This is a genomic window from Bartonella kosoyi (assembly GCF_003606325.2).
Lineage (GTDB): Bacteria > Pseudomonadota > Alphaproteobacteria > Rhizobiales > Rhizobiaceae > Bartonella > Bartonella kosoyi.
Map to the genome: position 1 here is coordinate 427,841 of NZ_CP031843.2, position 18,435 is coordinate 446,275.

General features: G+C 37.5%; 16 protein-coding genes and 1 pseudogene. 9 read left to right on the forward strand and 8 right to left on the reverse strand.

Annotation, left to right across the window (positions count from 1 at the left end):
• Positions 1 to 89 precede the first annotated feature (89 nt).
• On the forward strand, positions 90 to 2,390 hold the full coding sequence (locus tag D1093_RS01820; RefSeq protein WP_120100288.1) for an NADP-dependent malic enzyme: 2,301 nt from the start codon (positions 90 to 92) through the stop codon (positions 2,388 to 2,390).
• 62 nt (positions 2,391 to 2,452) lie between these two features.
• Here the strand turns inward: D1093_RS01820 and secB are convergent, their stop codons facing one another.
• Together secB and D1093_RS01830 are read right to left on the reverse strand one after the other, a co-directional pair.
• A complete protein-coding gene (secB, locus tag D1093_RS01825) occupies positions 2,453 to 2,929 on the reverse strand; it encodes a protein-export chaperone SecB (protein ID WP_012230432.1) in 477 nt (158 codons plus the stop codon).
• A gap of 146 nt (positions 2,930 to 3,075) precedes the next feature.
• A complete protein-coding gene (locus D1093_RS01830; protein WP_120100289.1) occupies positions 3,076 to 3,570 on the reverse strand; it encodes an FxsA family protein in 495 nt (164 codons plus the stop codon).
• Between the two features lie 169 nt (positions 3,571 to 3,739).
• On the opposite strand from D1093_RS01830, the gene D1093_RS01835 reads away from it, so the two are divergent.
• Positions 3,740 to 4,432 carry a Tim44/TimA family putative adaptor protein gene (locus D1093_RS01835; protein ID WP_120100291.1) on the forward strand — a complete coding sequence of 231 codons (693 nt, stop codon included), beginning with the start codon at positions 3,740 to 3,742 and terminating at the stop codon, positions 4,430 to 4,432.
• A gap of 46 nt (positions 4,433 to 4,478) precedes the next feature.
• A complete protein-coding gene (locus tag D1093_RS01840; RefSeq protein ID WP_120100292.1) occupies positions 4,479 to 5,069 on the forward strand; it encodes a Smr/MutS family protein in 591 nt (196 codons plus the stop codon).
• A gap of 918 nt (positions 5,070 to 5,987) precedes the next feature.
• Here the strand turns inward: D1093_RS01840 and D1093_RS01845 are convergent.
• A complete protein-coding gene (locus D1093_RS01845) occupies positions 5,988 to 6,521 on the reverse strand; it encodes a GcrA family cell cycle regulator (RefSeq protein ID WP_120100293.1) in 534 nt (177 codons plus the stop codon).
• A gap of 474 nt (positions 6,522 to 6,995) precedes the next feature.
• On the opposite strand from D1093_RS01845, the gene D1093_RS01850 reads away from it, so the two are divergent.
• The 5 genes and pseudogenes from D1093_RS01850 to D1093_RS10585 all read left to right on the forward strand — a co-directional run bounded on the left by D1093_RS01850 (position 6,996) and on the right by D1093_RS10585 (position 11,370).
• Positions 6,996 to 8,210, forward strand: a complete 1,215-nt coding sequence (locus D1093_RS01850) for an aspartate aminotransferase family protein (RefSeq protein ID WP_120100294.1) — start codon at positions 6,996 to 6,998, stop codon at positions 8,208 to 8,210.
• Positions 8,207 to 9,146, forward strand: a pseudogene (locus tag D1093_RS10515) (ornithine carbamoyltransferase). Before D1093_RS01850 ends, D1093_RS10515 begins: the two are co-directional and overlap by 4 nt.
• Before the next feature lie 36 nt (positions 9,147 to 9,182).
• Positions 9,183 to 10,166: an Hsp33 family molecular chaperone gene (locus D1093_RS01860; protein ID WP_120100296.1), complete on the forward strand. Its 984-nt coding sequence runs from the start codon at positions 9,183 to 9,185 to the stop codon at positions 10,164 to 10,166.
• A gap of 679 nt (positions 10,167 to 10,845) precedes the next feature.
• Positions 10,846 to 11,064: a RepB family plasmid replication initiator protein gene (locus tag D1093_RS10580; protein ID WP_425290655.1), complete on the forward strand. Its 219-nt coding sequence runs from the start codon at positions 10,846 to 10,848 to the stop codon at positions 11,062 to 11,064.
• 120 nt (positions 11,065 to 11,184) lie between these two features.
• Positions 11,185 to 11,370, forward strand: coding sequence for a hypothetical protein (locus tag D1093_RS10585; protein ID WP_425290659.1), 186 nt, complete (start codon positions 11,185 to 11,187; stop codon positions 11,368 to 11,370).
• 945 nt (positions 11,371 to 12,315) lie between these two features.
• On the opposite strand, the gene D1093_RS01870 is transcribed toward D1093_RS10585, so the two are convergent.
• From D1093_RS01870 to ccmA, 5 genes are read right to left on the reverse strand one after another with little or no spacing between them, the layout of a single operon-like run.
• Positions 12,316 to 12,909 carry a DsbE family thiol:disulfide interchange protein gene (locus tag D1093_RS01870; protein ID WP_120100297.1) on the reverse strand — a complete coding sequence of 198 codons (594 nt, stop codon included), beginning with the start codon at positions 12,907 to 12,909 and terminating at the stop codon, positions 12,316 to 12,318.
• Positions 12,884 to 13,135, reverse strand: coding sequence for a hypothetical protein (locus D1093_RS10115; protein WP_120100298.1), 252 nt, complete (start codon positions 13,133 to 13,135; stop codon positions 12,884 to 12,886). Before D1093_RS10115 ends, D1093_RS01870 begins: the two co-directional genes overlap by 26 nt.
• On the reverse strand, positions 13,123 to 13,902 hold the full coding sequence (locus tag D1093_RS01880) for a heme ABC transporter permease (RefSeq protein ID WP_120102284.1): 780 nt from the start codon (positions 13,900 to 13,902) through the stop codon (positions 13,123 to 13,125). The genes D1093_RS10115 and D1093_RS01880 overlap by 13 nt, the downstream gene beginning before the upstream one ends.
• A gap of 46 nt (positions 13,903 to 13,948) precedes the next feature.
• On the reverse strand, positions 13,949 to 14,614 hold the full coding sequence (ccmB, locus tag D1093_RS01885; RefSeq protein ID WP_012230447.1) for a heme exporter protein CcmB: 666 nt from the start codon (positions 14,612 to 14,614) through the stop codon (positions 13,949 to 13,951).
• A gap of 11 nt (positions 14,615 to 14,625) precedes the next feature.
• The gene (gene ccmA / locus D1093_RS01890) at positions 14,626 to 15,237 is read right to left on the reverse strand and encodes a heme ABC exporter ATP-binding protein CcmA (RefSeq protein ID WP_120100300.1); all 612 of its coding nucleotides are present in this window, start codon (positions 15,235 to 15,237) and stop codon (positions 14,626 to 14,628) included.
• A 294-nt stretch (positions 15,238 to 15,531) separates the two neighbouring features.
• Here ccmA and acnA point away from each other — a divergent pair, with 294 nt between their 5' ends.
• Positions 15,532 to 18,219, forward strand: a complete 2,688-nt coding sequence (acnA, locus tag D1093_RS01895; RefSeq protein ID WP_120100301.1) for an aconitate hydratase AcnA — start codon at positions 15,532 to 15,534, stop codon at positions 18,217 to 18,219.
• The last annotated feature ends 216 nt before the right edge of the window (positions 18,220 to 18,435 follow it).

An 18,435-nucleotide genomic window follows, 5' to 3' on the forward strand; every position in this document is an offset into this window, starting at 1 on the left:
AATAGCGATTTCTAACATATGAATCAAATTTAATGACTATACGCATTATCAAGCAAAATTTACACTGTTTTTGGAGAAAATAAAGTGAGATGAAAAAGAGCGAGCAGGATCAAAAAACACCTCAAGTGATTTACAGTGCGAGCGAACGAGAAGCTCTTGATTTTCATAGTCGTGGTCGACCAGGAAAACTTGAGATTGTTGCAACAAAGTCTATGGCAACACAACATGATTTAGCCCTTGCTTATTCACCAGGTGTTGCAGTTCCAGTGAAGGCAATTGCTCAAAATCCGGCTCTTGCTTACGATTATACAGCAAAAGGCAATCTTGTTGCTGTTGTTTCAAATGGTACAGCTATCTTAGGGTTAGGCAATTTAGGTGCCCTTGCCTCTAAGCCGGTTATGGAAGGCAAAGCAGTGCTGTTCAAGCGTTTTGCGGATATTGATTCCATTGATTTAGAAATTGATATCAATGATACGGAAAGTTTTATCAATTTGGTACGCCATTTAGAACCTTCTTTTGGTGGCATCAATCTTGAAGATATTAAGGCACCTGAATGTTTTATAATTGAAAGTCGTCTACGTGAAGTGATGAATATTCCTGTTTTTCACGATGATCAACATGGTACAGCAATTATTGCGGCTGCCGGTGTTCTCAATGCTTTGACTTTAACAGGACGCGATATGCAAAATACGCGGTTAGTCTGTAATGGTGCTGGTTCCGCTGGGATTGCTTGTATTGAACTGATTAAAGCAATGGGCTTTCCTTCTGAAAATATCATACTCTGTGATACAAAGGGTGTGGTTTATGAAGGTCGTCAAGAGGGGATGAATCAGTGGAAGTCGGCGCATGCTGTTCGAACCGATAAACGTACGCTTGTGGAAGCAATGGAAGGGGCCGATATATTTTTTGGGGTTTCTGCGAAAGGTGCATTGACTGCTGAAATGGTAAAATCCATGGCGCCACAGCCAATCATTTTTGCTATGGCCAATCCGGATCCAGAAATTACGCCGGAAGAGGTTTTGCAAGTGCGTCAAGATGCCATTGTCGCAACAGGGCGTTCTGATTATCCAAATCAGATTAATAATGTTCTCTGTTTTCCTTATATATTTCGTGGTGCACTTGATGTGCGCGCAACGGTTATCAACGAAGACATGAAAATTGCTGCAGCAAGAGCTCTTGCCGATTTAGCGCATGAAGAAGTTCCTGACAGCGTTGCAGAAGCTTATCGCGGAAAGCGATTAAAATTTGGTCCTAATTATATCATCCCTGTTCCTTTTGATCCGCGTTTATTCACGGTTGTTTCAAGTGCGGTAGCAAAAGCAGCAATGGAAAGCGGTGTCGCGCAAAAGAACATAGATGATTTAGAGGCCTATGAGCGTGATTTGAATGCGAGACGTGATCCTATTTCTTCGATGATGCGAGGGGTTTATCACCATGTTCGTCAAGCACCAAAACAAATTGTCTTTGCAGAAGGTGAAGAAGAGCAAGTCATGCGGGCTGCTGTTTCCTATGTTCATCAAAAATTAGGACAAGCGATTTTGGTTGGTCGTGAAGAGCAAGTCAGAGAAACGGCTGTTAATGCTGGAATTGATCTGGAGCGTGAAGGTATCTCACTGATGAATGCCAAGCTCTCCTGTCGTACAGATGCTTATGCGAATTATCTTTATAAAAAGATGCAGCGTCAAGGCTGGCTGTTGCGCGATTGTCATCGTCGTATCAATAATGATCGAAATTATTTTGCTGCGTGTATGGTGGCACTAGGAGATGCGGATGCAATGGTTACAGGGGTAACACGCAATTATGAAACAGCGCTGGTTGATATACGTCGGGCAATTGATGAAAAACCAAAAGAACGATTGATTGGTATTTCAATGGCGATTTGCCGTGGTCGAACTGTGTTTATTGCGGATACGGCTGTTTATGAAAATCCTAATGCTGAAGAACTTGCAGATATAGCAGAACAAACCGCTTCTTTTGTGCGTGGATTTGGATATCATCCAAGGGTTGCGTTTTTGGCATTTTCGACGTTTGGTTATATGAAAGGGAAGACGACACAGCAAATTCAGGATGCGATTAATATTTTGCATGAGCGCAAAGTTGATTTTGAGTTTGATGGAGAAATGAGTGCTGATGTAGCGCTTAATTCCAAATTGATGCAGCAATATCCATTTATGGGATTAACAGAGCCCGCTAATATTTTGGTTATGCCTGGATATCACGCGTCTTCCATTGCAAGCAAAATGTTACAAGAGCTTGGTGAAGCGACCATCATTGGTCCTATTTTAATTGGATTGGAAAAATCTGTCCAAATTGTACCGTTTAGTGGAAACGATACAGATGTTGTCAATATTGCAATGCTTGCAGCATATCATGCAGCAAAAGTCGTCTAAAAGAAAAAAGCCCCATATACTAATAATATAAAGGGGCTTTATGATAGCAAAGGAATAAATTTTTAAGAGGGTTGTATTTGATTGTCTTTTTGTTCTTCAGCGAGACGCTTTTGGAAGAGGGCTGCAAAATCAATAGGATCAATCCACAAAGGCGGAAAACCACCATTCTGAGTAGCATCAGATATAATTTGGCGAGCAAATGGAAATAAAAGGCGGGGACATTCAATAAAGACCAGTGGCATAATATGTTCTTGTGGAATGTTTTTAAGGTGGAAAACACCACCGTAAATCAGTTCTACATGAAATAAGGTTTCAGTGTTATCATTGGCTTTAACGGAGAGAGATAAAACGACATCATAATTATCATCACCAATTGGATTAGCATTGACATTAATATTGATATCAATTTGTGGTGATTTTTCACGCGCACGCAATGAATGAGGAGCACCTGGGTTCTCGAATGATAAATCTTTTAAATATTGCGTTAATACAGCAAAAACCGGCTCTCCACCACTGTTGTTCATTTCACCTTCGGCCATAAGACGAACCTCTCTCGTTATAATAATATGTATATTTATTTTAAGATCTAAAGATTGGACTGGTTATCATGCCTTGCAAAAGGTTGCAAGGAATGCGCTCTTTATCTTGATTATTTTTTTTGTTCGTTACAAATTTTTTAGGTATTTCAGTGGATATCATCATTTTTGCGCCAGGGAGATTCTGTCGTATCATGAACTTTGTAATCTTCAGCGTTAAGATCAATTATTTTTTCAGAGTCATTTTTTCTTCTCGTATTGGGATTCATTTTGTTTTTTAATGATGAAAAAAAACGCCAAGCAGCAGAGCGAATTGGCTTAATAAGAAGTAATATTCCCAAGAGATCACTTACAAAACCAGGAAGAATAAGCAAAATTGCACTCAACATGATGCAAGTATCGTTAACAATATTTTTTTCTAATGTGCGTCCTTGAATAACTTCACTTTGTATGTTTTTTAAAAGGCTAAACCCTTGAATTCGCAATAAAACAACCCCAACTATGGTTGTGATAATAATCAAACTCAAAGTTGCCAAAATGCCAATTTCTTGACCAACAAAGATAAAACCAGCGATCTCAATTAAAAGAATACAGAGAAAGATAACGACAAAAAAACGAGGATTTATAGAATAAAGTTTTATCACATGAAAATTTCCTTCTGGATGAATAGGGGAGAAATTCTTACAAGCACTCCTTATATAAAATCTACAAAAATATTTGAATGGTAGGATTCCCTATTTTACATATTTATTGATAAATGATATTGACTGCAATGTTTATTACAGATTTAGGCTTTGGAGATTGACAGCGCCCATGGAATTTGACGTTATACTTGTCATCGCTCTTGTTGTTATGGTTGTTATTTTTGTGCAACTCCGTAGTGTATTAGGGAAGCGAATTGGGTTTGAAAAGCCTCCCTTTGATCCTTATTCACGTCGCTCTAAAAAACAAGCTGAAGCAGAAACGACCGATAATATTGTTTCGTTCCCTCATCAAAAAAATTTACAAAAAGGCGATTTTAGTGAAATTGATGAGATTGCACCAGAGGGGAGTATTTTGAATGAAAATTTGCGCGCACTGCGTAGAATTGATTCTCATTTTTCTCCTCAATCGTTTATAAAAGGTGCAGGGATTGCTTATGAAATGATTGTAACAGCTTTTGCCAAAGGTGATCGAAATCAACTTAAAAGCTTGCTTTGTCAGGATGTTTTTGAGAGCTTTTGCACGGCTATTGAGCAGAGAGAAAAAAACAAAGAAAGAATAGAATTTACTTTTGTTGGAATTAATAAAATTGAGTTTGTTGCGGCGGCAATACAAGAAAAGAATGAACTTTTAACGATACGTATTATTAGTGAGATGATTTCTGTTACTTATAATGAACAGGGTGAGCGTATAGACGGTGATCCCGATGCTATTTTGGAAATTAGAGATATTTGGACTTTTGTTCGCAATAGCCTATCGCCGGATCCAAACTGGAAGCTTTTTGCTACAGAAGATGAAAATTAGAGTATTTTTTCTTCCATCATTACTCGATATTTTATGAGAAATTACAATGTCCTCAAGTAAATGGAGACAAAAAAGAGATTTATTAACTTCACAAGATCGCTTTTTATGGGAGAGGGTTTGTCGCACAATAACACCGATTCATGATAAGAGGCTCTCTCCTATTTCAGAAAATATTGCAAATATTACTGATAAAAAACAGTGCATAACTCAAAAACCTCTAGGGGGGCAGGACAATCAACAACGCTCAACAATGATTAAAAAAGAAAAGAGAGCCCTTACACAAGCGCATAAGATTCATTTCTTTGATCGTGTTGCACATCGTAAAATTTCTCAAGGTCGTTATCCTCTTGAGGCACGTCTTGATCTTCACGGTTATATGGAGGAAGAAGCTTATTTTTTCTTAAAAAATTTTTTACAATCCTCTCAACAGAGTGGATTGCGTTACGTCCTTGTGATTACAGGAAAAGGCCGATCTGTTGGGAGTGATGGAGCTTTGTATAGATTTGTTCCGTATTGGTTATCAACACCAGCTTTTCGATATTATGTTCATGCGTTTGAGCGAGCCGCGCGTCAGCATGGCGGTGAGGGTGCGCTTTATGTCTGGTTGCGCCGTTTTGTGTCGGGAAAAGGAATGTGATGCTATTGTAGTCGTTTCAGATTCAATATTGACTCCAATATTGACTCTAAAAGATCTCGTATATTATAGATCATAAAAGAAATATAAGAACATATTGATTTGTAATTATAATTTATTATTTTCGTCTATTGTGTAAGAACCTTGAATACAATATTCTCCTATTTTTAATTTTTTAAGGGTTATATCCCTCACACGAAACAAAATGCGTCAAATAGAATACACTTACATATTCACGTGCTTATTTTAGAGAAATATCTCTTAATACTTGCAAGCCTATTCTGTGATAGGCTGCGTAAAATAGTGATCTCCATGAAGTGTATAAAATTGATTATATAACGCTCATCTTTACGTTTCATAAAAGTGCAAGGTTGCATTATTACATACTTTGTTAGCCCCTAATATTGAAAAACTTTATATTTGAGAAGAGTTATAAGAGACATGCTTTTCTTTAAAGTGTTTTCACTCTATACAGACTCCTATCTCGCCTATGATACGCAAAAGATTCTGATTGATTGAACTATATGGAGGGTTCAAAATGAGAGAGATATTCGTGGATTTCACTCTAGTTGCCAAACGACAAATTATTTTTATAAACCACGATATTACGCTATTAAGTAGTATACGAAGAATAAAAACATAATAAATTGAGAAACTGTATTATTCAAAAGATATTCCCTATAGATAGTTTTAAAAGCAGTACGACTAAATTAAAAAGAATCGTGAAAATAAAAAAGTATTGGATTTATAACATATAGCTGCGCAAGGGCACCAAAAGATATAATTTCGTTGAATATTTTCATAAATAAACGTTTTCATTCATTAAAAACTTCATAAAATCTCTTTTTCATAATAATTTTATCATTGAGATTTAATTATGAGGCATAGAATGTACAGAATATAAAATGATATCGGCGGATATTATATCCTTATTCGCCGTCTTTCAGATATTGGTTGGAATGCTAACTTAGCATGAAAGGCGCAATAAGGACTATTTTCATCAGAATCAGCGCCACAAAAATGAAAATCGGCTGATAATGGATCGCCAACCGGCCATCTACATGTATTTTCACTCAATTGTAGCAGATTAAGTTGACGTGATATAGGCACTACCACATTAGATTTTGTGGACATATCAACTTCTTTTACATCTTCTGCTACGAATTCCGTCTTTAAAGCTGTTTCTTCAACGTTGATAGATGATGTGTTTATTGGCGATACCGTGGATGTTGTGCGACGCGCACGTGGAGATGATGGGCTGTTTGCTGCAGGCGTTTTTTGTGTACGCGCGCTTCCTGGTGCTGTTTTGCCACGCCCTGGCAATTTTAGTCGATGCACTTTACCGATAACCGCATTTCTACTAACCCCGCCTAATTGAGCAGCAATTTGACTTGCACTTAACCCTTCACTCCAAAGCTTCTTAAGAAGCTCAACGCGTTCACATGTCCAACCCATATCAGCACTCCATTCCGATTACGTCACTGAGATGCTTTCCCTTTGCATCTTCAAATGTTTCAATAATGTCTTCAATGCGCTGAATGAAAGAATTTTACACTCTAAGTGAGCATAAGAAAATCATCCAACCTGTGGAACTTACAAATCAAAACACATTATCTTGCTTAACGATAGTGTAAATTACAATATGCACTCACTCTATGACAAGAGTCTTTGCCTCTCAAAGAGTTTATTTAGAATGTTTTCCCCAACTTGCAAATCAATCATAGGTTAAACGTCCACTTTTGTTTAAGGTTTTTTTCCCAAAAACGCTTATTTTTAGAACCTTCATTGACTTTTTCTCAATTGGTGTAATGATCTATTCCATAGGTGTAATCATTAATCGAGTGAAATGTTTAAAGCACCGGAATGAAATGTATCATGTTGCTTTGTATATATATATATTGAAAAGGTTAAAATATAAAGGGAATTATGATGGACGCCATCTCTATACAACCACTTTATGAATGTTTTGCACGGCGAAATTTGCATTTTGAACAGGGGCATGGTGTATGGCTTATTTCCGATAAAGGAGAACATTATCTTGATTTTACATCTGGCATTGCTGTTAATGCATTAGGGTATGCCCATCCTAAATTGGTTGATACGCTCAAAAGACAAGCGGGAAAACTTTGGCATGTTTCGAATCTTTTTCAGTCTCCTGAGCAAATAGCTCTTGCCACGCGGCTTTGTGCAAATAGTTTTGCAGATAAGGTTTTTTTCTGCAATTCAGGCACTGAAGCATTGGAATGTGCCTTCAAAACGGCACGTCATTATTACTATGCTTCGGGTCATCCAGCGCGCACTGAAATAATTACTTTTGAAGGGGCATTTCATGGACGGACACTTGCAGCACTTGCTGCAACTGGGCATGAAAAATATCTTGAAGGCTTTGGACCTAAAGCGGGTGGATTTCTTCAAGTCCCTTTTTGTGATGAAATCGCTTTACGTAACGCTATTGATAAAAATACAGCCGCTATTCTTATTGAACCCATTCAAGGAGAAGGAGGAATACGAACGGTTTCTCATGAATATTTAAAATTTTTGCGTAAAATATGCGATGATAATGATCTATTATTGATTTTTGATGAAGTCCAAACGGGCATGGGACGAACAGGAAAGCTTTTTGCTTATGAATGGAGTGATGTCACACCTGATATTCTTACCCTCGCAAAAGGATTAGGAGGAGGATTTCCCTTAGGCGCTTGCTTTGCAACGGATAAAGTTGCAAAAAGTATGATGCCTGGGACCCATGGTTCAACCTTTGGAGGAAATCTGCTTGGAATGGCTGTAGGAAATAGTGTTCTTGATGTTCTATTAGAGCCAGGTTTTCTGAGCCATGTGCAAAACATGGGGGATAGACTGAAAAGTGGACTTTTACATATTCTCAATATCTATCCTGATATTATCTGCGCTGTTCAGGGGATGGGCCTTATGGTGGGCATTCAATGCGTTGTTCCTGCAAATCTTGTCGTTAATGCTTTGGAAAATGAATATCTCTTAAGTGTTGCAGCCAATAACAACGTTGTACGCTTATTGCCTCCTCTTATCATTAGGGAAGAAGAAATAGATGAAAGTTTGCATCGTATTGAAAAAGCAATCGCGTATCTTTTGCAAGTAAATAAAGAAAAACAAATAGCGCACTCCTGACAAAAGTTCTTCGTCATTTCACAGATTTATCATTTTACCGCTAGCAATAACACATACATTGCTTGATTATGCGAAAATCCTTAAAGCACCTTTTAAAGCAGTGAAAAGTTCAAAACCTTTTATAGAGGGAAACACGCGTGATGATTTTTGAAAAAACATCTACACGCCCCCGTATTTCATTTGATATCAGCATGCATCAACTTTGGCAGAGATACAATCTAGGCTCATAGTGTTAGAAATGTAGTATGGTCATAGTCAACTCATAGCCGATACAGTATACATTTTATCGCGTTTTGTGGATATCGTAATACTGCGAATAACAAAACATAAACGTATGTTTGAATTGGCATAATATGCACCAATTCCTTTTATTAATGCCCTTATAGATGATACACATCCTTACCAAATTCTAGCAGATATATAAACCTATGAGGAACATCGAGAGCCAATGATTGACAAAATAGTTGCACGGATGGGAGATGAAAATAATAAAGTGCTCCATTCATTGATTAAAGCTGTGGCTCTTTTTTATTTTCATTTGTGTATGGCCATTTCAAAGGGTAGTAAATCGCAAGAACAATTTATACATTGGGTACGTGAGAGGGGAGCGCATCTTACGCTACCCCATAATCCTCAAAAAGCAGCTCAAGATGCTGATTGTATTATGACTGATATATGGGTTTCCATAGGACAAGAATTTCGTGCTCGCAGTCATTCCATTTTCAGCCATATCAAGTCAATGAAGCTCTCATGAAATTAGCAAAATCTGATGCTCTTTTTATGCATTGTCTTCCAGCTCATCGTGGTGAAGAAGTTGTCGATACTGTGATTGATGGACCACATTCAGTCGTGTTTGATGAGACTGAAAATCGTCTTCATGCTCAAAAAGCAATTCTTTCTTGGTGTTTACAAGATGCATTTTTCTCTCCACAATAGCCTACCTACAACAAATTTTATATAAAAGGCCAAGCCATGAGTGAACAAGCGAAAGATGAAGCCTCTCTCAACGACATCTCCTTGCATGAAGATGATACTGTTATTCCCTTTCAAGTCGAAGAACTTGATATCCGTGGACGAGTTGTACAACTTGGGGAAACTTTAAATTCTATTCTTAATAGACATCAATACCCTGAACCGGTTTCTTATCTTCTGGCAGAAGCTTTACTTTTAACTGTTCTGCTTGGAACTTCTCTAAAGCTTACGGGAAAGTTTATTTTACAAACCCATTCGGATGGACCAGTTAATATGCTGGTGTGCGATTTTTCGCCTCCTTTCAGTTTACGAGGATACGCTCGTTTTGATAAAGAACAGCTTAAACAAGCCATAGATAATGATCAAATCTCTTCAGAAAGACTTTTAGGAAAGGGCACTTTAGCTCTCACGATTGATCAAGGTCCCCACATGCAACCCTATCAAGGGATAGTTGCATTAGATGGATCCAATTTACAAGAAGCTGCTCGTACCTATTTTGATCAATCAGAGCAAATTCCTACCGATATCCGTTTGGCTGTTGCTATATTAATTAATCGTGACCAACAAGGAAAACCGCAGAAAAGCTGGCGAGCTGGAGGTATTTTGACACAACTTTTACCTCAAGCATCGTCCCATCATCAAAAGCAAGAAAAAACGAAAACTCATACCCAATTGGATAACCAATGGCAGGAAGCTAAAATACTCATGGCAACGATTGAAAATTCAGAATTAACAGATCCCCACATTGGGAGTAAACAGCTCTTGTTTCGTCTTTTTCATGAACAAGGTGTGAGAGTTTTTAATCCTTTTTCTCTTGTCGATCAATGCTCTTGTTCTCGCGAAAAAATTAGAGGAATCCTAGAAGGTTTTCCGATTGATGAACGCAATAAAATGGTTAAAAATAAATATATTTCAGTCATATGTGAATTTTGCTCGAAAACCTATCGCTTTACACCGCAAGAATTTTTGGAAGAAAAAACGTAATCAAATTATTTATAAAAATGATGATTACAACAAAATCCCATTTTATTCGTGCTATAAAAACTTAAGTATAAGCTCATATGAAGCTTTAGAAGTAGCACTTTCCGATGTATATTAATGATCTTTCTGTTGAAATCACGATTCATAGGATATGCTTTTTAAAAAAGAGAGCCTTGTAAAATTTTCTAAGAAAAATAAGGATTTGTACAAATAAAACTGCATGCATAGCATGATAAAACTTTATATTCTTATAACTCTGCATTATATATTTTTAACTTAAAATGTTGCGCATTATTTTTAGGTTTAGATGATTCATAAAAGGTATTTTTAGCATTTTCTTAAACATTTTTTTAATTCAACATAAAGAAATTTGAAAAAATCTCATAGTATTCAGTGTTTTACACGGGTTGGACAGTAGAAAAATAACTAAAATACGTCATAAGAATTTCACGACATAAATATTCGAAAAAGATGCATTCATGCAAAACATAGAAAGAAAAAATACCTAAATTAAAAAAAGATAAGTATGAAATTGTTAATCTAGAATGCACCAGTGGCAATAGATGAATCACAATGCAAAACGCATTAATCTGTACTGGGTACGGGTTGATTTTATCTGAAAAAAGAATTGTGATGATAGCTATTTTTAAACTTGATATGCTCATATCATCGCTCAAATGATGTGCCAAAAACACGTATAACAGCTGCTGAGTATGTAGAATTAGCTGAATGCGAAATGCACACTTCCTATGAATCACTTCAAAGTGCTTATAAAAAATTATATCAACGATCTATTACGTTTTATGAATCCGCTTACATTCGCAAAGGTAAATCTATTTCTCCAACAGAATTTAAAATGAGGTGGGTTTGGCAAACACACTATCAAAAAGCAATTGATTAGCGATCAACTTAAACAGGTCTCAGCGCTCCGTTTTATCTATTCATGGCGTTTATTAGAATTATTAACGTGCTTAAAAGATTTAGGTACTACAAGTATACAATTGATGATTTTTGTATTTCAATGGATTGCGCAGAAAAACAACGCAAAAATTTTAATAACATTAAATGTCGTATTATCGAGCCAGTCATGAGAGAACTAAACAAAAAAGATAGCTGGAAAATTGCTTGGAAGTTCACCAAAATTGGGAAGAAAGTTACAGCAGTTGAGTTTCAATTTAAAAAAGATCCGCAAGGGAAATTATTATAATCAATAGAAACAAATATATCCAAAATCATGATATTTTGAGAAGTTTCTTATAGACGCTAAAATCGAGAAAATATCATTTTTTTGATATATATTTTGCATCCTAAAATTACGTAAAGGTATAATTGCACCTTCAAAAATTTTACAGAGAAAGACATTTTCAGAAGTGTATAAATAAAATACGCTTTTTTAGTTTGTGATGTTTTTTAAAATGATCTTTATAAACTACAACTATCTTTTAGGCTAAAAAAGCTTTGTGAGAGCCTGTAACTTTTAAAACGTAGAGTTTTTATTTCATCGAATGCATTGTATGGTTAAATTTAGCGTCAAAAGAGATTTTTTTTATTTGATCATGATTGGGGAGTTGCATGAGAAGGACAAAATCAATCCGTTTGGTTTTGGATCAAGGACCATTAGGCATCCTGTAGGCGTTTCCTTGATCCTAAAAAACTAAGATTATTAGTCCCTTCGATAAAAGCGGATCTGAGCGCATGATTTTTGTGAGCGTACAGAGAGTTTGAGAGGCGTTAGTCTCTCACTTTATTGATGTATGTTCGAATGAAGTTGTTTTTATTTATTCTCTCAATCGAAATTTGAATTACATGGATATGTTGAGTATTTATGCGAATAAATTGAGTGATGTTAGTTGCGTAGCGCTGCATTACACATCTTGCCGCCGTTTTTTTGAATAAAATCTTTCTAAATTTTTCAAAAACGCCTCTTTAATTGACAATGAGGTTATTTTTTTAAAAGACTTGGAAAAATACTGTAAGTTTTAAACGTACTTTGAAATCAGATATTGTTAAATTACTTCCTTCTATTGATGCTTTTAATTTAGTGGAAGTTTACTTTCTAAAAAGGAACGGTTTTCTGTTAAAAGAGCTATAAGACTTCAACATGATTTTCGTTTTTTCTTATTTTTTATTTACAAATCAATATGTGGATATTTTATTTTTCTTCTGTCATGAGCGCTTGTTCAATTTTTGGTAGAATTTTTGTTTGATAAATTTGCCATGTTAAGGGACCAATATGTTTGGCAATAATGATGCTCTTTTTATTCAAGAGAAAGGTTTCTGGGGGGCCATATACCCCCCAGTCAATGGCTGTATATCCTGAAATATCGAAGCCAATCAATTTAAAAGGATTACCAAAATTATTTAAAAAGCGCAGGGCGTTTGCTTTGTTATCCTTATAGTTAATACCAATTAGATCAAAACGTTTATCTTGTGCAATTTTCATAAGAAGAGGATGCTCTTCGCGACAGGGTAAACACCAAGAACTCCAAAAATTGATCAATGTGACACGTCCTTTAAACTGTTTTGAATGAAGATAACCTGCCTGATCAAGAAGAGGAAGATGCGTATTGGGGGCAGGTTTTCCAGCCAATACATTTGGGAGAAGAGAAGAATTTTGAGGATATTTTTTATCCATAAAGTTGAGAAAAAACATCATGAGAAGAAGAAAAAGCACAAATGGTCCAAAAAGAATAAATAAAACAGGTAAAGGTATATTTTTTTTAAGTTTTGGAGGGATGTTCTTCATCGTATTTTTCTTTTTGTGAAAACTCTTTTTTGTTTAGCTGTTGGAGAATTTTTTTTTGGTAGAAGGCTTTGCAAAGAATATAGCCAATAAGAAAGAGGAGGGATATTGCGGAGAGCATATAGCTTAAAACAACGATTTCCTCGTGTTTAAGGGAGCCAAGGAAAAAATCAATTTTCTGAGATAAGTTTCCTAAAAGTCCACTGTGGATGCCATTTAGGTCGAGCATGATGAAGAGTCCTGTTGTTGTGCACGACGGGATTTTTTAATCTGAAGTATTTGAATATAACGACGATTAATTTCATTTCGCATAGCCATCAAATAGAGCGTAATAAACATAAAGATGAAACAACATAACATGGTTATAAGGGGCCATAACATAGCATTGTCGATTGTTGGTCCACCAGCACGTAACAGTGATGCTGGTTGATGCAATGTGTTCCACCAGTTAACGGAAAATTTAATAATAGGAATATTAACAAATCCAACAAGTGTGAGAATTGCAGTAGCACGAGCGGCTTTTACTTGGTTGTCAAAAGCACGTCCAAGAAGGATAATGGCAAGATAGATAAAAAGCAGAATTAAAACCGATGTTAACCGTGCATCCCATACCCACCATGTTCCCCATGTAGGTCTTCCCCAAAGGGCTCCTGTCATGAGAGCCAAGGCAGTAAAAATTGCTCCAATGGGTGCACCACATTTGAGTGCCACATCAGGAAGATGATATTTCCAAATCAGATTTGCTAATGCCGCTGCACTCATCGTTATGTAACAGAATGTAGACAACCACGCAAAAGGTACATGAAGGTACATAATTTTAACAGTAATCCCCTGTTGATAGTCATCAGGGGAATGCATGACGAGAATAAGCCCTAAGATAAGAAGACACAAGGTTATGCCGGCGAACCAAGGCAAAACCATTTTGCTTATTTTCATGAAACGGGTAAAACTTATAGGGAGTGACCTCATTTTATGTGTGTGAGATATTTCATTCATGAAATTCATCATAGGCATAGTTTTGCTATGCGGCAATCATCTTTTATTATTCTGACAAAAGCTTGAGCGTTAGAGCGGCAATAAAAGAGCTAAAAAGACTCAAAAAAAGTGAAAAAGCACTAAGAAGAGCTAGGGAAGTGAGAAAAGAAGCATTTGGATTTGTTGGGGCTGTAGCTGCTGAAACACCAAAAATCATAATTGGAATGATCCACGGCAGGATAATAACGAAAATAAGAAGAGTGCTATGCAACAATGAGCTTGCAAGTGCTGCTCCTATGGCACCAATAAAAATAATAGCGGGTGTTCCGCATACAAGGGTAAGTATTGTTGTAAAAGTTATCGTTACATCTAAGTGGAGCATGAGAGCCAAAATAGGCGTAGCAAAAATAAGAGGAAGCATTGTTCCTACCCAATGGGCGATGCATTTAGTAAAGATAATGAGCATAAAACTTTGTCTTTGCCCCGAAAGAATAAATTGATCGAGATTGCCATCATCGCGATCAATTTGAAAAAGTTTGTTCAGATTAAGGAGTCCTGCAAGAAGGGCACCGAACCACAATATTCCTGGTCCTATTTGTGCAAGAATTTTGGGATCTGGTCCAATGGCAAAGGGGGTTATGATCACAATAGCGATGAAAAACAATAGTCCTGTTAGCGAAGAGGCTTGTGGCGCTAATAATAGTTTAAGATCACGCCAGAACAGTGCTTTCATTTTATTCTCTCCTAGAGAGGTAAAAATTTTTCCAGAGCAAATTTATGGTTTTCTGGAATACCTAAAGAATGATGGGTTGCGGCGATAATCATACCACCTTGATTGAGATGACGCTGGAAAATACGAGTAAGGCGTTTCTGAGCATGGCTATCAAGCCCTGACATTGGTTCATCTAAAATCCAAATAGGACGATAGGAGAGCAAAAGGCGAGCAAGAGCGACACGCCTTTGTTGTCCTGTTGACAGAGTCTTAAAGGGTAAATATTCAAGATCAGAAAGACCAATATCGGCAAGGGCTTCATAGGGGGAGTAGAGAGGTTGTCCATAAAACGCTGCCCAAAATTGCAAATTCTCAATGACAGATAAGAAAGGTTTCATAGCATTTTGAGACCCGAGATAATGGCACGCAGTGGCAACAGAGTATCTTTGTTCATAGTCTTTAAGGACGATATGACCTTCAGAGGCTTCAAGAAGACCAACAATGATTCGGAGTAATGTCGATTTTCCGATGCCATTTGGGCCGGTGATTGTCATCAGTTGCTGTGGAAATAGGCGAAAAGAAAGATCTTTAAACAGAATTTCTCCGTTTCTGTAAGCTGCTAAATCTTTGCCTGATAACATCATGTGATTGCCTATTTTTTATTTTCCTATTCTTTATTGCATTATAGAATAAAAAAACACGTTTTTTATGCAATTGTATCTAGAATAGTTCTAGAAATAGTTCTATAAGGGGTGCGTTACATCAAGATCTGGTGTAGAATGGTTTCTGGCGCTGATTTCCGCATTTACCTATGAAAGGTGGAGGGGGAAGTGGATAGCGGAGGTAATTGCGTCTGCGCTCAGGCTGCGACCTTGACTCGTAGTTTGTGTTGTTCATTCCTGGAAATTGGGTGGTTTTTAGTATGAGGGTGGACAGTCATGACTCACATTGATAGCTTTAATTGTCGCAGAATGTTAAATGTTGGTGGCAAAGAATATACTTATTATAGCTTGATCGAAGCGGAGAAGAATGGACTTGAAGGGATTTCGCGTTTGCCGTTTTCGATGAAAGTGATTCTCGAAAATTTATTGCGCTTTGAAGATGGGCGCACGGTTAAAAAAGAGGATATCCTCAATGTTGCTAAATGGTTAAGCGACAAAGGGAGCGCAGGGGCAGAAATCGCCTACCGTCCTGCACGTGTTCTTATGCAAGACTTTACTGGTGTTCCGGCGGTTGTTGATCTTTCTGCAATGCGTGATGCTATGGTCAAACTTGGTGGAAACGCTGAAAAAATTAATCCTCTCATACCCGTTGATCTCGTCATTGATCACTCAGTTATTGTTGATGATTTTGGCACGCCCATGGCTTTTAAGGAAAACGTTGAGCATGAATATGAGCGCAATGGTGAACGTTATCGTTTCCTGAAATGGGGACAACAAGCCTTTCAAAATTTTCGTGTTGTTCCTCCAGGTACGGGGATTTGTCATCAGGTTAACCTTGAATATTTAGCACAATGCGTGTGGATGAAGAGTGAAGAGGGGGATGAGACGGTTTATCCTGATACCTGCGTGGGAACTGATTCTCACACGACGATGGTCAATGGTTTGGGTGTTTTAGGTTGGGGTGTTGGTGGCATTGAAGCCGAAGCGGCAATGTTAGGCCAGCCCGTTTCTATGTTGTTACCTGAAGTGATTGGTTTTCGCCTAATAGGAAAACTTAAAGAAGGTGTCACAGCTACCGATCTCGTATTGACGGTGACCCAAATGCTCCGCCAAAAGGGCGTTGTTGGTAAATTTGTTGAATTTTTTGGCCCTGGTTTGGAGCATATGACTCTTGCTGATCGGGCAACGATTGGGAATATGGCACCTGAATATGGAGCAACCTGTGGCTTTTTTCCAATTGATAAAGAGACAGTACGTTATCTCAATATGACAGGGCGTGATGAAAATCGAATTGCCTTAGTGGAGGCTTACGCCAAAGCACAAGGGATGTGGCATGACGAAAGGGTGGCTAATCCCATTTTTAGTGATACAATTGAATTAGATATGGGAACAGTTGTTCCTTCAATGGCTGGTCCTAAACGTCCTGAAGGACGTATTGCATTGGAAAATGTTGGACAAGGTTTTGAGAGGGCATTGGTTGAAGACTATAAGAAAACTTCAGGACAAGATGCACATTATCCGGTTGAAGGAGAAGAATATACGCTTAGTCACGGTGATGTGGTGATCGCTGCGATTACTTCCTGTACAAATACATCGAATCCAAGTGTTCTTATTGCAGCAGGTCTTTTGGCACGAAATGCAGTGGCAAAAGGTCTCAAAAGCAAACCATGGGTAAAAACTTCCCTTGCACCTGGTTCACAAGTCGTTGAAGCTTACCTTAAAAATTCGGGTCTTCAAAAAGATTTAGATACATTAGGATTTAACTTAGTAGGGTTTGGATGCACGACATGTATTGGAAATTCTGGTCCTTTGCATCCAGCTATTTCCAAAACGATTAATGACAATGGTGTTATTGCAGCTGCAGTTCTTTCAGGAAATCGTAATTTTGAAGGACGTGTTTCCCCTGATGTGCAAGCGAATTATTTAGCTTCACCCCCATTAGTTGTTGCACATGCACTTGTCGGGACGGTGCGTAAAGATTTAACCAAGGAGCCTCTTGGGGAAGATTCAGATGGTCAACCGATTTACTTGAGAGATATTTGGCCAACTTCTCAAGAAATACAGGCGTTTATCGAAGAAAATGTTACGCGTAAGGTTTTTGCCGAAAAATATGCAGATGTCTTTAAGGGAGATGAAAATTGGCAAAAAGTTCAAATCCCTACGGGGGCTACCTATTCTTGGGATGAGCAATCCACCTATGTCCGTAATCCACCTTATTTTTATGATATGCAGAAAACGCCTAATGTCTTACCAGATATTAAGGATGCGCGGATTTTAGGTTTGTTTGGTGATAAAATCACGACAGATCATATTTCTCCTGCTGGTTCTATTAAGGCAGCTTCTCCTGCTGGAAAGTATTTGATGGATCATGGTGTTCATGTGGCTGATTTTAATCAATATGGGACGCGTCGTGGGAATCATGAAGTTATGGTTCGTGGAACCTTTGCTAATATCCGCATTCGTAATTTTATGTTAGGAGAAAATGGTCGAGAAGGCGGTTATACAGTTCATTATCCATCAACGGTAGAACAAACCATTTACGATGCAGCAATGGCGTATAAACAAGAAGGTATCCCGCTCGTTGTTTTTGCGGGGATTGAATATGGTAATGGATCATCACGTGATTGGGCCGCCAAGGGGACCAATCTTCTTGGTGTCAAAGCGGTTATTGTGCAATCCTTTGAAAGGATTCATCGCTCTAATCTTGTTGGTATGGGCATTGTCCCTTTTGTCTTTGAGGAGGGGCTAAGTTGGAAATCTTTAGGCTTAAAGGGAGATGAAAAGGTAACAATTGAAGGGATTCATAATTTGAAACCTCGTCAAAAGACTGTAGCGAAAATTACTTTTTCTGATGATACGGTAAAAACCGTTCCATTATTATGCCGTATTGATACGGAAGATGAGCTAGATTATTTGCATCATGGTGGAATTTTGCAATATGTTTTGCGTAAGCTAGCCATTTAAATGCCTTTGTTTGTTGAAGAATATCTTCAAACGATTAAGCTATAAAGTTGCCGATCAAAGAATTTGGCTTCGTTTTTTATGTCTGTCTTTGAAAATTTAATTGACGTTGGCTTTGACATTGCGCTATAAACCACATGAGTTATAAGCAGCTTTATAGTTTTGCTTGAGTTAGGTTTGTTTACATTGGTAGAATTGTTATTGAGACTTATTTTACCA

What these genes read in the sequence shown, in the direction of transcription:
- D1093_RS01820 (WP_120100288.1), top strand. Translation starts at nt 90, where the DNA reads ATGAAAAAGAGCGAGCAGGATCAAAAAACACCTCAAGTGATTTACAGT.
- secB (WP_012230432.1), bottom strand. Translation starts at nt 2,929, where the DNA reads ATGGCCGAAGGTGAAATGAACAACAGTGGTGGAGAGCCGGTTTTTGCT.
- D1093_RS01835 (WP_120100291.1), top strand. Translation starts at nt 3,740, where the DNA reads ATGGAATTTGACGTTATACTTGTCATCGCTCTTGTTGTTATGGTTGTT.
- D1093_RS01840 (WP_120100292.1), top strand. Translation starts at nt 4,479, where the DNA reads ATGTCCTCAAGTAAATGGAGACAAAAAAGAGATTTATTAACTTCACAA.
- D1093_RS01845 (WP_120100293.1), bottom strand. Translation starts at nt 6,521, where the DNA reads ATGGGTTGGACATGTGAACGCGTTGAGCTTCTTAAGAAGCTTTGGAGT.
- D1093_RS01850 (WP_120100294.1), top strand. Translation starts at nt 6,996, where the DNA reads ATGGACGCCATCTCTATACAACCACTTTATGAATGTTTTGCACGGCGA.
- D1093_RS01860 (WP_120100296.1), top strand. Translation starts at nt 9,183, where the DNA reads ATGAGTGAACAAGCGAAAGATGAAGCCTCTCTCAACGACATCTCCTTG.
- D1093_RS10585 (WP_425290659.1), top strand. Translation starts at nt 11,185, where the DNA reads ATGGATTGCGCAGAAAAACAACGCAAAAATTTTAATAACATTAAATGT.
- D1093_RS01870 (WP_120100297.1), bottom strand. Translation starts at nt 12,909, where the DNA reads ATGAAGAACATCCCTCCAAAACTTAAAAAAAATATACCTTTACCTGTT.
- D1093_RS10115 (WP_120100298.1), bottom strand. Translation starts at nt 13,135, where the DNA reads ATGCTCGACCTAAATGGCATCCACAGTGGACTTTTAGGAAACTTATCT.
- D1093_RS01880 (WP_120102284.1), bottom strand. Translation starts at nt 13,902, where the DNA reads ATGAATGAAATATCTCACACACATAAAATGAGGTCACTCCCTATAAGT.
- ccmB (WP_012230447.1), bottom strand. Translation starts at nt 14,614, where the DNA reads ATGAAAGCACTGTTCTGGCGTGATCTTAAACTATTATTAGCGCCACAA.
- ccmA (WP_120100300.1), bottom strand. Translation starts at nt 15,237, where the DNA reads ATGATGTTATCAGGCAAAGATTTAGCAGCTTACAGAAACGGAGAAATT.
- acnA (WP_120100301.1), top strand. Translation starts at nt 15,532, where the DNA reads ATGACTCACATTGATAGCTTTAATTGTCGCAGAATGTTAAATGTTGGT.